Raw genomic sequence first — 14,387 nt, 5'->3', positions numbered from 1 at the left:
GCCTTGGCCGTCAGGCCGCACGCCGTCGGTAGCCCGTTTCGGCAGGTGCCGCAGCCGTATTCGCTCGCGCGGCCCCGATCATGTGCCGGAGCATGTCCAGAACGGTCGTGACTGACGGGTGATCCAGGACGATATCCCCCTGTTGCGACTCGCGCGCCTCCGACGCAGCAATGATGACCGCGCGCTTCCTCTGGTGGTCGTGGTATTCGTCGGCGAGGATCCAGCCATCGATGAGACCTGGCAGGCAGGCACGCGTGTAAAGCCAACCAACCGGCCTGCTCCAGTCGCGCAATGCGAAAAAGGCTTTCTCTGCGGTCTCTGCCGCGGTGACCCGGTGTCCTGCATCCCGCAACCTCTGTGCGAGGGTCTCGCGGAAGATGTGATTGTCGTCCACGACGAGGACATGTTCGGCTTCGCTCGTGCTCATCATAACCTCCTTGCGCCAAGCCTGACCCAAGGGGCTTCGGCTATTTGGTGCAGAGAGGATGGCAGTTGGCGAGCACGAGCGGAAATATCGGTCGGCTTCCGCGATCATAGAAAGGCTCTATGGACCGCGGCATTGATGGCGCTCTCAATCGTGCTGATCCACGCCTCAAGCCGCATGAAGTAGGTTCGGGAGTGGTACCCGACGCGAGCTGTCATTCTGGTTAGCGATGAGTGGAGGTGCTTGGCATCCATCAGGTGAGATCTCCCCTGCTTCACGAGACACCCATGGTCGCAGAATGTCCCATAGCAGGAGGCTATGGGTTCGATGGCTTTCGGGCATTTCAGATCCAGAGCGCCTGGTGGCTTGATGGAGGGGCGTTAGGGCGGATCCATGCACTGCGCCCGAACATCAACAGACAGGAGGACGAGATGCCGCTCCTTACGCCAGTCATCCTGGGCTCGGTCCGCTCCGACAGGCAGGGGCTGCGGGCCGCCCGCTTCATCATCCGTCACCTCGAGGAGCGCGGGTATGAAGCGCCCCTTGTCGATCCCCTTGAGCTGAGCCTCCCCCTGCTCGACCGCATGTACAAAGAACATCCCAAGGGGCAGGCGCCCGAGGTCCTCGAGCGTCTCGCCGAACTCCTCCGAAAATCCGATGCGTTCGTGGTGGTGTCGGGCGAGTACAACCACAGCATCCCGCCGGCCCTGTCGAACACGCTGGATCACTTCCTGGAGGAGTATTTCTGGCGCCCGTCAGCGATCGTCTGCTACTCGGGCGGGCGCTTCGGCGGCGTTCGGGCCGCCATGCAGCTTCGCACCATGCTGGGCGAGATCGGGACCCCGAGCATTCCATCCCTGCTACCCATTCCCGAGATCGGCACGGCCCTCACCCCCGACGGACATGCGCAAGTGCCCTGGCTCGACAAGGCGGCCGGCCGCTTCGTGAGTGAACTCGCCTGGTATGCCGAGGCCCTGCACCGCCAGCGCGCGGAGGGAACGCCTTACTGACCAGTCGGCACTTGGGAACCGGCGGCGCTGGCTGTGTCACCAGTCCATCCAGACAGGATAGCAACCGGCTATGGGATCGATGGCTCCTCGGTATTTCCGGCGCGGACCGGCGGGTGGTGTGATATCGGGACAGGATCGGCATCCTCCGGTCCTGAACCAAAGGAGGCTCCACGATGTCCATCAAAGCTTTGGTCGATCGGGGCATTGCTCTCGCTGACGCCGTTCCCGACAGTCTCGTCTCGCTGATCGCCCGCCTTGCCGCCGGCGGGGTCTTCTGGCGCTCGGGCCAGACGAAGATCGAGGGATTCCACATCAAGGACTCCACGCTCTTTCTGTTCCACGAGGAGTACATGGTTCCGCTGCTCCCGCCCGATTTCGCCGCGTACCTGACGACCTTCTCCGAGAATGTCTTCTCGGTCCTGCTGATCGTCGGTCTCGCGTCGCGCCTGTCGGCGGCCTGGCTGCTCGCCATGACGGCCGTGATCCAGGCCTTCGTCTATCCAGGCGGCTGGCCGGACCACATCCTCTGGGCCACGGCCCTCCTGGTGGTCATCAGCCGAGGGCCCGGCACCCTCTCCCTCGACCACCTCCTGTTCCGCAGGCCGCAGGTCGCCGCTTTCACCCGATGAACCCTTCACGAGAATGCGTCGGAACCCGACGAAAGGAGCCTGACATGAACGAGGTATCTCACACCGGGCGGCCCCGGGTCGTGATCGTTGGCGCCGGCTTTGGGGGGCTGACGGTCGCGAAGGCCCTCGCCGACACACCGGTCGACGTTACGGTCATAGACCAGCGGAACCACCATGTGTTCCAGCCGCTGCTGTACCAAGTGGCGACGGCGGCGCTATCGCCGGCCGATATCGCCTCGCCCATCCGCACGATCCTCAAGGGCCAGCGGAACACGTCGGTGATGCTGGCGAAAGCCACCGGCATCGACACGGACTCCGGCGAGGTTGTGGCGGGAGATCGCCGCATTCCGTTCGACTATCTCGTGCTCGCGACCGGAGCCCGGCATGCCTATTTCGGTCACGACGACTGGGAGGCGTTCGCGAAAGGGATCAAGACGATCGACGATGCCACTGGCCTGCGCCGCAGGATCCTGCTGGCCTTCGAGAAGGCCGAGTTCGAGACGGACCCGGAGGAGCGCAGCCGATTGCTCACCTTCGTGGTGGTCGGGGGTGGCGCGACAGGCGTCGAAATGGCGGGAGCCATCGCCGAGCTGGCCCGTGAGGCCCTAGCGGCCGACTTTCGCTCGATCGACCCGACCCATGCTCGCATCGTCCTGGTCGAGGCGGGCCCGCGCCTTCTGCCGGTGTTCGAGGAGCATCTCTCGGAGGCGGCACGGTGCTCGCTCGAGGAACTCGGGGTCGAGGTTCGGGTCTCGACGGCCGTCACGGGCTGCGATGACGCCGGCGTCTTGCTCGGGGACCAGCGCATCGGGACGCGCGCCATCCTCTGGGCCGCGGGCGTGCAGGCCTCGCTCGCCGGTCGATGGCTGGGGGCCGAAACCGATCGGGCGGGGCGCGTCAGGGTCGCACCCGATCTCAGCGTGCCGGGGCACCCGCAGATCTTCGTCATCGGTGACACGGCCCATGTGCTCGATATGGACGGGAAGCCTCTCCCGGGGGTCGCCCCCGTGGCGAAGCAGGAAGGAAAATACCTTGCCAAGCTGATCCGGACACGGGTTGCCGGGGGCGATCTTCCGCCCTTCCGCTACCGCGACCCAGGGGCGCTGGCCACCATCGGCCGCAAGAGGGCCGTGGTGCAGTTTCGCCGGCTCCGCCTCAGCGGCTACCTGGCGTGGTGGCTCTGGAGCTTGGCGCACATCTACTTCCTGATCGGCTTCCGCAACCGATTGGTCGTGGCGATGAACTGGGCCTGGACCTATGTCAGCCTCCAGCGCGGCACACGCCTCATCACAGGATCCGATCCTGGCCTCGACCAGGTCGCTTCGGAAACAGCGATCACGAAGCCTCACCTGAAGGGAGTGGCGTAGCTCTCATTGGGCTAGCTCAAGGGGTGGGTGCTCGAGAGCCACTCGCTCCTTCTCGGCCTTTGCGGCGATCGCGGGCTGGCCCAGCCAGCGGGCCCGCATCGCCTCCTTGACCAGAGCGCCGACCGCGGGCGAGTGCGGCCGCCCGCGGACAGTCACCAAGTTCACCTCGCGCCAGAACTCGGGATCGACCATGGGGCGGCAGACCACCATGGGATGCTTGGCGCAGCTCTGCGTCATGAAGCCGAAGCCGAGCCCGGCGGCGATCATGGCGAGGATCCAGTCATCGCGTTCGCTCCGGTAGACGGTCGCGCATCCCTCGAAGCCATGCTCGCGCCAGAGCGCTCCGGCATAGCAGAAGAACTCGCAATTGACCCGGTTGAGATAGCGGTCGCCCGTGAGGTCGCTCGGGCGGATCGTGTTGCGCTGCGCCAAGGGATGGTTGGGCGACACCACGATCATGAACTGCTCCCGGAACAGGGGCATGTAATGCAGGCGCTCATCCGGCTCCTGGCCCGGGATGCAGTAGATGGCCACCTCGAGATCCCCACTGAGGAGGCGGTCCTCCAACTGGGCCGCGCTGGCATCCACCACTTCGAGCTCGATTCCGGGGTGCCTGGATTGAAGTCCGCTCACCAGGTCGATGAGTTCGTCCGGCTGGATCGTGCACATCACCCCGAGCCTCAAACTGGTCTTCTTGAGCTTGGTGAAGTCGAGGGCCTGCCTCTTGGCCTCAAGCGAGTGCGTATAGACCTCCTCCAGATGCGGCTTCACCATCCGGCCGAGCTCCGACAGGTGGGTGTTGGCGCGCTCCCGATGAAAGAGCTGGCCGCCCAGTTCCTCCTCGAGGAGCTTAATCGCCCGCGTCAGGGAGGGTTGGGCCACGTTGCAGCGGTCCGCCGCCCGCGTGAAGTTGAGTTCCTCGCACACGGCCAGGAAGTACCGGATCTGGTGCATTTCCATGGGATCCTCCTTCGAGAGCATTCTCCAGGGATCAGTGTCCGCGCTGACAAGCTCGCACCCTTAAAATACCACCTGCGGCTCTGGAGCCGCGATAGCTTTTGGCTATCGAGTCGAGGTCGGCTCGGCATTTCACTTCCGTCTCCGCCTGCCTGACCATCCGATCACCGCATCGCGCTGGCTCCCGAAGGTGCCTCCATCCGGGCGCGGCGGAACAGAGGAGACATCGACATGCTGAACCGAATTCAAGGCGCTCATATGATCCGGACCGGGCTTTGCGCGGCTACCCTTGCGGCAGGTGCCTTCCTTTCCCTCTCTGCCCAGGCCGGGGAGTGCCCGGCGGACAAGGTCAGCCCCGGCGTCCGCACGCAGGGCGAGATGCAGCCCAAGGGCGTCACGGACACGGTTCTCGCCTCGATCGACCTGTCCAAGGAGAAGGTTAACCTCGCTGATCGCCAACTGCGGACGCGGAAACTGGTCGTCCAGCCCGGCGGGATCGTGCCCTGGCACAGCCACGAGGACCGTCCTGCCCTGATCTACGTCGTTTCTGGCACGATCGAGGAATATGCCAGCAACTGCTCGGTGCCGATCGTCCATAAGGCCGGCGAGGTCTCGGTCGAGAAGAGCGGGGTTCAGCACTGGTGGAAGAACACCGGCAAGACCCCGGTGGTGCTGCTGTCGTCCGATGTATTCCACGACATGCCCAAGGCAGACCCTCACATGATGTGATGCGTTCGGCTGCCCCGGCTGGTGCCCGGTCCGTCAGGCCCGGCACCAGTCCACCCTCCTGCGACAGGAGATGACGATGACCACATCCAGCCAACACGAAGCGAGGTCGATGCATGGCCATCATGCCGGCACGATCGAACGGACTCTTCTTATTGGCCTGATTGCCTTCCTGACGGTAGTCGATCTCTTTGGGACACAGGCCATCCTGCCGGCCTTGGCCCGGAGCTACGGCGTGAAACCCGCCGCCATAGGCTTTGCCGTCAATGCCACCACGATGGGCATGGCGGCCGCCTGCTTAGGCGTCGCCTACTTCAGCCATCGCATCGATCGCCGGCGCGGCATCCTGATCAGCCTCACGGTACTGGCGATCCCGACGGCACTGCTGGCCATCGCGCCTGACCTCGCGACCTTCACGGTGTTGCGGATCGCCCAGGGGCTGTGCATGGCCTCCGCATTCACATTGACCCTGGCCTATCTCGGCGAGCATTGCAGCGCCACGGATGCGGGCGGGGCCTTCGCGGCCTACATCACCGGCAACGTCGCCAGCAACCTCTTCGGCCGGCTTCTGGCGGCGGGACTTGCCGATCATCTCGGCCTGCCGGCGACCTTCCTGTCCCTGGCGGGCCTGAACCTCCTCGGTGCCGTGATCGTCTATGTTTGGCTCACGCAGGCCGCGATGATGACGGATCAGGGCGGATCCGGCCCGTCACCGTTCTCCGTCTGGGCGGAGCACCTGCGCAACCCGCTCCTGCGCCCCAGCTTCGCCATCGGCTTCTGCATCCTGTTTGCCTTCATCGGCACCTTCACCTTCGTGAACTTCGTGCTGGTGCGTGAGCCGATCGCACTCAGCCAGATGAGCCTCGGGCTCGTGTACCTCGTCTTCGCCCCATCCATCGTCACCACCCTGTTGGCCGGCCGTGCGGTGCAGCGGTTCGGGACCCGGCCGACCTTCTGGGGCTCGCTGGCCATCGCAGGCTTCGGCCTGCCCCTCCTGGTCGTGCCGAACCTCCCGGCAGTTCTGATCGGCCTGATGCTCATCGGTGGCGGCACGTTCTTCGCCCAGGCGACCGCCACAGGCTTTGTCAGCTATGCGGCCACGATGGACCGGGGCTCGGCAAGTGGGCTCTATCTCGCCTCCTACTTCTCGGGCGGGCTGGTGGGCAGCGCAGTCCTGGGGCAGGTCTTCGATCGCTTCGGCTGGGGAGCGTGCGTCACGGGTGTCGGGATCTCGCTCCTGGTCGCCTCGCTTCTGGCCGTACGGTTGCGGCCCATGGCCGAGAGCCCGTTGCCTGAAACCGGGCGCGATGTCCCGACGCCAGCCCCGGCCGCGGTCCACTAGGCGTAGCCGGGCGGCTCGATAGCGGGCCTCTATCAATACGGGAGCGAGGCGGCATTTCAGGTCCGATCCTCCCCCTGCCATCGTCGAACGGGTCGGATGACGCTCCGCCCCAACAGCGCACCACCATCAGGAGGATTACCATGAACGTCGCCTTCACCCAGCCCGCGACCGGTTCCGCAAAATCTCTGGACGGCAAGGTCGCCCTCGTCACCGGTTCCACCAGCGGCATCGGACTCGGGATCGCCCGCGCCTTCGCCTCGGCCGGAGCCTCTGTTGTGATCAACGGCTTCGGCAAGCCGGAGGAGGTCAACGACACCCTCGAGTTCCTCCAGCGCGAGACGGGCGGCAAGGCGATCTATTCGGCAGCCGACATGACCAAGCCGGACGAGATCGCCGGCATGGTGAGCCTTGCCCTGGAGGCCTTCGGCCGCCTCGATATCCTGGTCAACAATGCCGGCATCCAGCACGTCAGTCCGATCGACCAGTTCCCGGTCGAGAAATGGGACGCGGTCCTGGCGATCAACCTGTCCTCCGCCTTTCACACCATCCGCCTCGCCGTTCCGGCCATGCGGCGCCAGGGCCGGGGACGCATCATCAACATAGCCTCGGCGCATGCACTCGTCGCCTCCCCGTTCAAGGCCGCCTACGTGGCGGCGAAGCACGGGATCGTGGGCCTAACCAAGGTGGTCGCTCTCGAGACGGCTGAGGAAAACATCACCTGCAACGCCATCTGCCCGGGTTATGTCTTCACCCCGCTGGTCGAGGCCCAGATCGAAGGACAGGCCAAGTCCCACGGCATCCCGCGCGAGCAGGTGATCCGGGACGTGCTGCTGGCACAGCAGCCGAACAAGCGCTTCGCCACCGTGGAGGAGATCGGGGCTTTCGCAGCGTTCCTGGCCAGCGATGCCGCGGCCTCGATTACGGGCTCCGCCCTGCCGGTCGACGGCGGCTGGACGGCTCACTGAGGAGGACGCCATGCTCAAACAGGTCACACCCGACACCCAGAGGAACAACAAGGGCTCCGACGCAGCGGTGATCGGCGAACTCGAGCGGACTGGAACCCCGCCTGAAACGATCACCGAACAACGGCTCCCGGACGTCATACCGGCCCGCCTCCGCCGCATCCCGAAGGAGCTCGGACAGATCGTTCTCGTTCTCCAGGGTGGCGGCGCGCTCGGCGCCTATCAGGTTGGCGCCTATCAGGCCCTGCATGAGGCCGGGGTTGAGCCCGACTGGGTGATCGGCACTTCGATCGGCGCGATCAACGCCAGCCTGATCGCCGGCAACGCGCCGGAGGATCGCATGGAGCGGCTTCAGGAGTTCTGGAGCCGCATGCAGCACAGCCCTTGGATGGAGCTCCTGGGCGCGTGGCCTCTCGTGGGACCGTTGGCCACGAACCTGACGACCATCGCTCAGGGCATTCCGGCCTTCTTCCGGCCGAACCTGCCGGCTTTCCTTGGCCTCCAGATACCCTTGGGATCGGACTCTGCCGGCTACTACGATACCTCGCCTCTGGCCCGCACCCTGTCCGATCTCGTCGACTTCGACCGGATCAACGGCAGGCAGACGCGTCTCACGGTGGGAGCCGCCAACGTGCGCACCAGCGAGATGCGCTACTTCGATAGTCGCGACATGGATCTCGATGTCCGGCACGTCATGGCCTCCGGCGCTCTGCCGCCTGCCTTCCCGGCCGTGAGGATCGACGGCGATCTCTACTGGGACGGCGGCATCCTGTCGAACACGCCGGTCGAGGCCGTGTTCGACGACAATCCACGGAAAAACTCGGTCATCTTCGCGGTCCACATCTGGAATCCGCAGGGATCCGAACCGGATACCATCTGGCAGGTGATGAGCCGGCAGAAGGACATCCAGTATTCCAGCCGCGCGGTCAGCCACATCACACGGCAGAAGCAGATCCATCGGTTGCGCCACGTGATCGCTGAGCTCGTGCGGCGGCTGCCGGAGAAGGAGCGGAAGACCGAGGCGGTGCGGGAGCTGGCGGCTTACGGCTGCCTGACCCGCATGCATGTGGTCCGGTTGCTGGCGCCGCCTTTCGAGGGGGATGACCACACTAAGGACATCGACTTCAGCCCGCGGGGCATCCGCCGCCGCTGGGAGGCGGGCTACGCCGACACGAGCCGGGTTCTGGAACTGGCACCGTGGTCGGGTGACTTCGATCCAGTCGAGGGCTTCATCCTGCACGAGGCCCGGCCCGGGATAATGATGACGGCGGGCTGAGCGCGGTCTGGGATCATAGGATTTGTTGCGGAACCATCCCGATAAGGTATGCGCCGATGGGAGCTGGCGCCCTTGTTGTAGCCCGATACGCAGCAATTTCCGCAATGGGTCAAACTGAGCCATTGAGTTCTTGCCTGTGAAGGTCAGCTCACGCCTCCAATGCGGAATTATGGCTAAGGTCAGCCCGGTGCCAACAAGCGACATTTCGGTGTGTTGCCACACTTCGAGCAGGAGAGAACTCGGCGATAGTACTGCCCGATTGCTAGCGATGCTGTCTGCCAGCGGTTCAGAGCTGATGATGATCACGGCCATTGTGCGCTTTCCCCTGCCCGAAGGTCTCTCATCCGACGAGGTGAAGGCCGCCTATGAGCACTTCGCACCCCAGTTCCGGGGAGCGGCAGGGCTGATCCGGAAATACTACTTGCTCGGCGCGGAGCGGACGGGAGGCGGCGTGTACCTGTGGGAGAGCCTCGAGGCCGTAGAAAGGATGTATTCCGACGCCTGGCGGCAGCGGATTGCCGAGCGTTTCGGTGCGTCTCCGCAGATCGAGTACTTCGACACGCCTCTCGTGATCGACAATGCGGCCGCATCAGCCTGAGCACGAAGTGGAAGATCGGAAGGGCTCGCCACGTGGTGGTGCTGCCCTCGAGATCCGCCTTGATCTGGATCAATGCCGCGGCCGGAGAAGGCGCCATGCTTTGCCCAGGTTCGATGGGAAAGATCCCTTGGTCCACCACCAGGCTGCCGGATGATTCCTGCGGCAACCTGCTTGATCTTCGGGTATGATCAGGGACGAGCGAGCTTTTCACGAGCCGTACCAACGGCGGAGGGCTCCATGACCATCAATGATGAGCGTTTGCAGGCCGGGAATGGGTCGAAGGCTGACCGGGTCTATGCACCGGACATCCTCCCGAGGCTTCAGTCGCTGCTCGCGATCCTGGCTGATTTGGACGTCGCCCACGGAAGCAACCTGCTGGTGATCGAGAGCAGGCCGATGGCCGAGGCCCGCAAGGAGCAACTGATCGCTAATCTCTGGCAGTCCCATTGCAGGCTGCGCGCCCCTTACCTTCGCGAAATCGAGGCCCTCAGGGCGCGGATGGAAGCCGCATTCCATTGAGGCGATGCCATGAGGGCCATGGTTCTCCGCAAGGTGCGCACAGATCTCGTGATGGAGGAGCGCCCGGTTCCGCCCCCCGGACCAGGCGAGATCCGTGTCATTGTGGAAGCCTGCGCAGTGTGCCGGACCGATCTCCATGTGGTCGACGGCGACCTGCCGCACCCCAGGCTACCCGTCATTCCCGGCCACGAGATCGTGGGACGGGTGGAGGCACTCGGATCCGGGGTCCGGAGTCATAAGCCGGGGGACCGTGTGGGCATTCCGTGGCTCGGCCATACCTGCGGTCACTGTCCCTACTGCGCCTCAGGCCATGAGAACCTGTGCGACGAGCCGCTGTTCACGGGCTACACCCGCGACGGCGGCTTCGCCTCCCACGTCATCGCTGACGCAGAGTATGCCTTCGGACTGCCGGAGGACGGCGATCCCATTGCACTGTCTCCGCTCCTCTGTGCCGGCCTGATCGGCTGGCGCTCGCTGGTGGCTGCCGGTCCCGGCGAGCGGATCGGCATCTACGGCTTCGGTGCGGCGGCTCACATCATCACGCAGGTCTGCACCTGGCAGGAACGGCACGTCTTTGCGTTCACGCGTTCGGGCGATCTCGCCGCCCAGGAGTTCGCGCGCTCGCTCGGAGCGGTCTGGGCCGATGGCTCCAACGAGGCGCCGCCCGAAAGTCTCGATGCAGCGATCATCTTCGCGCCCGTGGGCGATCTCGTACCCCTAGCGCTCAAGGCCGTGCGCAAGGGCGGCCGCGTGGTCTGCGGCGGCATCCACATGAGCGACATCCCGAGCTTCCCTTATCGGCTTCTCTGGGAGGAGCGGCAGGTTGTCTCCGTCGCCAACCTGACCCGACGGGACGCCGCGGATTTTCTGGCGATCGTTCCCAGGGCCCGGATCAGGACCCAGACGGTGCGCTACCCACTGGAGGCCGCCAACGAGGCCTTGGATGACCTCCGGTCGGGACGGCTCCAAGGGGCCGCGGTCCTGGTCCCCTGATGAAGGAAGCAGATGTCATTGCGTCCGGAAATCGAATCACAGGTTCAGAGGGAGAAAATCATGATCGAGAACATTCGCAGCGTCCTGATCGGGATCACGGAAGAAGGCGAAGCCGAGGAACGGTCGTCCGCGTTGCCCTACGGGCTTTCGCTCGCCCGGCGGGCGGACGCCCATGTCACTGTCGAGGCTGCCTCCCTGAAGCTCACCCTGACCCATGCCTTCATCAGCTCCTTCGCTGAAGGACTGGTGGCCGCCGAGAACCGTCGGCTGGATGCGCTTGCGCGCGCGGTCGCCGACTCGTCCCAACGGGCCGCGGCCGCATCGGGCGTTGCCTGCACCACACAGGCGCCGCAGCTCTCCTATCCGGCCCTCATCAAGAGCTTTACCTCCCTTGCCCGCGCTCATGATCTGTCGATCCTTGACGCAGAACCGATTGCCCTGGCCGTTGATCGTGGGCTGATCGAGGCCGTACTGATGGACAGCGGCCGACCTCTCATCGTCGTGCCACAGGGTCGCGAGGCCTTCACGGGAGGCAGGATCGTCGTGGCATGGGATGGCAGTGCCAAGGCGGCACGTGCCCTGAACGATGCATTGCCGTTCCTGCGGGCTGCCACTCAGGTCGAACTGGTCAGCGTCACGGGCGAGAAGGACCTGGAGCACACGGTGCCTGGTGCTGAGATTGCACCCCACCTCACTCGTCATGGCGTCACGGTGAACGTCCTCGCGCTGCCTGCGATGAAGGCAGACGTGGCCGAAACCCTAAGCAACCATGCCCACCTGAGGCGTGCCGACATGATCGTGATGGGTGCCTATGTCCATTCACGCCTGCGCGAGATGGTGCTCGGCGGTACGACACAATCGCTGCTCAAAAACGCGCCTGTGCCCCTGTTCCTCTCCTACTGAATGCAAGCGCACGCAACTCGAAGATTATGACCTGCCGATGGGCTCTAGCCCTGAATGGATTGCAGGTAGGCGAGCAGATCGTTGATCTGAGCCGGGTCGAGCTGGAACTGGGGCATGGACGGGTGGCCCGTCGTGATGCCTTCCGCAAAGGCCTCAGCGAGGTCCTCAACGGGATAGCGCGTGTGCAGGGTCCGGAAGGGTGGCGCCTCCGGAATGGGGCTTTCGCCGAAACGCCCGATGGCATGGCATTGAGAGCAGTTCGTCTGTGCGAACGTGAACCCACGCTGCACCCGTCCGGACTGGGCCATGGCAGCCGACGAGGCGCTAGCGAGAACAAGGGAGAGGACAGCCAGCCGCCGCATCATCGATGCCCCCCTGCCATGCCGGGTTGCGCTGGCGTCACCGAGACGACCTGGAACGTGTAAGGCTTGTCGTCATCGTCCTCGATGGTGACGTATTCGCCCTCAATGAAACGATGCTGATGCAGGTGATAGCCCGCTTCTTCGTCGCCAAGCTGACCCTGGTTGTAGTCGATCATCCAGGTCGCTCCGCCGGCTCCGCCTGGTCGATGGACCAGAACACCCTGGCGGTCACCCTCGTCGGCCCAGAAGCGCCTGACCCGGCAGTGATTCCGTCTCGCTCCCCATTCTTTCTGATCGAGGCGCCCCTCTGCATCGAGCGGCGCGGTGATCTCATAGCCGTGACGGGAACTTCCTTCGGGGAACTGCTTGCTGCGGGCGAGGTGCAGCGTGATGTGATGGAGCATCAGTCCCTCCCGGGCATGGCCACGGCTCAAGCAGGCCATACCATTGTGGCAAAGCGTAGGATCCAACTCGCCTCGCCGCCTTGATCCTGATCAACACGGAACCAAACGTGGATCGGAAAGCCGATGCGAGGCTATCCGCGCGCTCCATCCTTCAGGGCATCCCTGATGCGCCGGATGATGACCCCTTTCGCGTTTCTGCCAGCCGCCGCCTCCACGGCATCGTTGATCTCGAGAAGCAGTTCCGCGTAGTCGTTGTGCCAGTCGCGGTGCCCGGCGCTCGCACTCGGCAGACGCTCCTCACGGCGCTCGATCCGGACTGCTTGGTCGCCTGCCAGATCATAGACGTCGTCGATCTCCGGAATGATCGCGCCGGGCGCGTGATCAAGATCGGCTAGGGACGCTTGCAGCGCCTTGAGGGGCGGGTCTTCTCCATGCACGAGGAAAACCCCGCGCCGGACTGGAAGACGCTCGGCGAGCCAGGCCTTCAGCTCCGGCCCGTCCGCATGGCCCGAGTAGAGATCGAGTGTCCGCATGCGGGCCCGGACCTTCACCTCCTCACCGTGGATCCGGACCTTCAAGGCACCATCCTGAAGGATCCGGCCGAGCGTGCCCTGCGCCTGAAACCCGACGAAGAGAACGGTGGCCTCGTCCCGCCAGAGCCAAGCCTTCAGGTGATGCCGGATGCGGCCTGCCTCGCACATCCCGCTGGCGGCGATGATGATGTGGAAGCTGTGGATGCGGTCGATGGCCTTGCTCTGCTCGACAGTCTCCGTGAAGCGGACCCATCGGGACTCGAGCGCCTGGACTAGATCGGTGCCGTTCCTGAGTTCCCCGGCATGCCGCTTGAAGATGGCGCTGGCCTTCGAGGCCAGGGGCGAGTCGATGAAGATCGGAATGTCCGGCAGTTCACCCGCTTCCATCAGCTCCAAAAGGTCTACGAGGAGTTCCTGCGTTCGTTCAACCGCGAACGATGGAATGAGCAACGCGCCGCTCGGATGCATCGCGGCCCGGACCTCGTCACGCAGCATCCGGCGGCGACGCTCGATGGTGGTGCCCGCACGATCGGTATCGCCATAGGTGGATTCGAGGATCACGTAATCGAGGTCGCGGGGACCGGCGGGATCGGGTTGAAGGAGCTTGTGATCGGGGCCGATATCGCCGGAGAACAGAAGGCGGGTCGGCTTCCCGTCCCCACCATGCATCACCTCCATCTCGATGGAGGCCGAGCCCAGCAGATGGCCTGCATTCCAGTAGCGGGCGCGGAAGCCGGGAGCGACCTCCTGCCATTGCCCGTAAGCCACGGGCCGAAACCGTGTGAGGCACGCGACGGCGTCCTCCTCCGTGTAGATCGGCGACACGGTCTGCCGACCTCGGCGGCGGTTGCGGCGGTTGAGCTGATTGACCTCCATCTCCTGGATGTAGCCGGAGTCCGGCAGCATGATGGACGCGAGATCCGCCGTTCCGGCAGTCGCGTAGATCGGACCATCGAAGCCGGCCTTCACGAGCTTCGGCACGAGGCCGCTGTGGTCGATGTGCGCGTGAGTGAGGCAGAGTGCGTCGATCCCTGCGGCGCGGAACGGGAAGTGCTGGTAGTTGAGCTCCCTTTCCTCCTTCGACCCTTGGAACATGCCGCAATCTATCAGGATGCGGGCTGTTTCCGTCTCGAGCAGGAAGCAGGAACCCGTCACGGTTCGGGCGGCGCCGTGGAAGTGGAGACGAAGCGACAAGGTTCTCTCCCGGGCTTTGACCGTCGGGCGGAAGGATCGCACCTTCGTACACCGCGGTCGAGCCGCCGCGTTTGATCCCGGTCAAGCCCTCGGGACAAGTTGAGACCGTTCCCGCGCCCTACCTAGTCGGCAAGGCGTTATCGAGCCCTCTTGGCGAGGCGGCGCATGGCCTCGAGCCATGCCGCCCG

At 64.7% G+C, this 14,387-nt stretch carries 16 protein-coding genes; 11 read left to right on the top strand and 5 right to left on the bottom strand.

Features of this window, described 5'->3' with window-relative positions; translation table 11 throughout:
* Positions 1 to 10: 10 nt before the first annotated feature.
* A complete protein-coding gene (locus HPT29_RS10520; RefSeq protein WP_173948644.1) occupies positions 11 to 427 on the bottom strand; it encodes a hypothetical protein in 417 nt (138 codons plus the stop codon).
* A 428-nt stretch (positions 428 to 855) separates the two neighbouring features.
* Between HPT29_RS10520 and HPT29_RS10515 the strand changes: the two genes are divergently transcribed.
* The 3 genes from HPT29_RS10515 to HPT29_RS10505 all read left to right on the top strand — a co-directional run bounded on the left by HPT29_RS10515 (position 856) and on the right by HPT29_RS10505 (position 3,430).
* Entirely contained in the window at positions 856 to 1,434 is a 579-nt protein-coding gene (locus HPT29_RS10515; protein ID WP_173948646.1) for an NADPH-dependent FMN reductase, read from the top strand.
* Between the two features lie 173 nt (positions 1,435 to 1,607).
* A complete protein-coding gene (locus HPT29_RS10510) occupies positions 1,608 to 2,063 on the top strand; it encodes a DoxX family protein (RefSeq protein ID WP_173948648.1) in 456 nt (151 codons plus the stop codon).
* A 44-nt stretch (positions 2,064 to 2,107) separates the two neighbouring features.
* Positions 2,108 to 3,430, top strand: coding sequence for an NAD(P)/FAD-dependent oxidoreductase (locus tag HPT29_RS10505; protein ID WP_173948650.1), 1,323 nt, complete (start codon positions 2,108 to 2,110; stop codon positions 3,428 to 3,430).
* A 3-nt stretch (positions 3,431 to 3,433) separates the two neighbouring features.
* On the opposite strand, the gene HPT29_RS10500 is transcribed toward HPT29_RS10505, so the two are convergent.
* Positions 3,434 to 4,390, bottom strand: coding sequence for a LysR family transcriptional regulator (locus HPT29_RS10500; RefSeq protein ID WP_173948652.1), 957 nt, complete (start codon positions 4,388 to 4,390; stop codon positions 3,434 to 3,436).
* A 228-nt stretch (positions 4,391 to 4,618) separates the two neighbouring features.
* On the opposite strand from HPT29_RS10500, the gene HPT29_RS10495 reads away from it, so the two are divergent.
* The 8 genes from HPT29_RS10495 to HPT29_RS10460 all read left to right on the top strand — a co-directional run bounded on the left by HPT29_RS10495 (position 4,619) and on the right by HPT29_RS10460 (position 11,706).
* On the top strand, positions 4,619 to 5,116 hold the full coding sequence (locus HPT29_RS10495; protein WP_173948653.1) for a cupin domain-containing protein: 498 nt from the start codon (positions 4,619 to 4,621) through the stop codon (positions 5,114 to 5,116).
* 76 nt (positions 5,117 to 5,192) lie between these two features.
* Positions 5,193 to 6,455: an MFS transporter gene (locus HPT29_RS10490; protein WP_173948654.1), complete on the top strand. Its 1,263-nt coding sequence runs from the start codon at positions 5,193 to 5,195 to the stop codon at positions 6,453 to 6,455.
* Positions 6,456 to 6,595: 140 nt separating this feature from the next.
* On the top strand, positions 6,596 to 7,420 hold the full coding sequence (locus HPT29_RS10485) for a 3-hydroxybutyrate dehydrogenase (RefSeq protein WP_173948655.1): 825 nt from the start codon (positions 6,596 to 6,598) through the stop codon (positions 7,418 to 7,420).
* 10 nt (positions 7,421 to 7,430) lie between these two features.
* Positions 7,431 to 8,693, top strand: a complete 1,263-nt coding sequence (locus HPT29_RS10480; protein ID WP_210272218.1) for a patatin-like phospholipase family protein — start codon at positions 7,431 to 7,433, stop codon at positions 8,691 to 8,693.
* A gap of 298 nt (positions 8,694 to 8,991) precedes the next feature.
* Positions 8,992 to 9,291 carry a monooxygenase gene (locus tag HPT29_RS10475; protein ID WP_173948656.1) on the top strand — a complete coding sequence of 100 codons (300 nt, stop codon included), beginning with the start codon at positions 8,992 to 8,994 and terminating at the stop codon, positions 9,289 to 9,291.
* 237 nt (positions 9,292 to 9,528) lie between these two features.
* Positions 9,529 to 9,810, top strand: coding sequence for a hypothetical protein (locus HPT29_RS10470; protein WP_173948657.1), 282 nt, complete (start codon positions 9,529 to 9,531; stop codon positions 9,808 to 9,810).
* 9 nt (positions 9,811 to 9,819) lie between these two features.
* The gene (locus tag HPT29_RS10465) at positions 9,820 to 10,803 is read left to right on the top strand and encodes a zinc-dependent alcohol dehydrogenase family protein (protein ID WP_173948658.1); all 984 of its coding nucleotides are present in this window, start codon (positions 9,820 to 9,822) and stop codon (positions 10,801 to 10,803) included.
* A gap of 60 nt (positions 10,804 to 10,863) precedes the next feature.
* Positions 10,864 to 11,706 carry a universal stress protein gene (locus HPT29_RS10460; RefSeq protein WP_173948659.1) on the top strand — a complete coding sequence of 281 codons (843 nt, stop codon included), beginning with the start codon at positions 10,864 to 10,866 and terminating at the stop codon, positions 11,704 to 11,706.
* Positions 11,707 to 11,750: 44 nt separating this feature from the next.
* On the opposite strand, the gene HPT29_RS10455 is transcribed toward HPT29_RS10460, so the two are convergent.
* The 3 genes from HPT29_RS10455 to HPT29_RS10445 form a co-directional block, all read right to left on the bottom strand.
* Positions 11,751 to 12,068: a c-type cytochrome gene (locus HPT29_RS10455; RefSeq protein ID WP_173948700.1), complete on the bottom strand. Its 318-nt coding sequence runs from the start codon at positions 12,066 to 12,068 to the stop codon at positions 11,751 to 11,753.
* Complete coding sequence (locus HPT29_RS10450) at positions 12,068 to 12,472, bottom strand: hypothetical protein (protein ID WP_173948660.1); 405 nt, start codon at positions 12,470 to 12,472, stop codon at positions 12,068 to 12,070. The genes HPT29_RS10455 and HPT29_RS10450 overlap by 1 nt, the downstream gene beginning before the upstream one ends.
* Positions 12,473 to 12,603: 131 nt before the next feature.
* Positions 12,604 to 14,199 carry an MBL fold metallo-hydrolase gene (locus tag HPT29_RS10445; RefSeq protein ID WP_173948661.1) on the bottom strand — a complete coding sequence of 532 codons (1,596 nt, stop codon included), beginning with the start codon at positions 14,197 to 14,199 and terminating at the stop codon, positions 12,604 to 12,606.
* Positions 14,200 to 14,387: the final 188 nt, after the last annotated feature.

Source organism: Microvirga terrae, assembly GCF_013307435.2.
GTDB classification, from domain to species: domain Bacteria; phylum Pseudomonadota; class Alphaproteobacteria; order Rhizobiales; family Beijerinckiaceae; genus Microvirga; species Microvirga terrae.
Note: the sequence above shows the minus strand (reverse complement) of the source record. Positions and strands in the feature narration are given on the sequence as shown.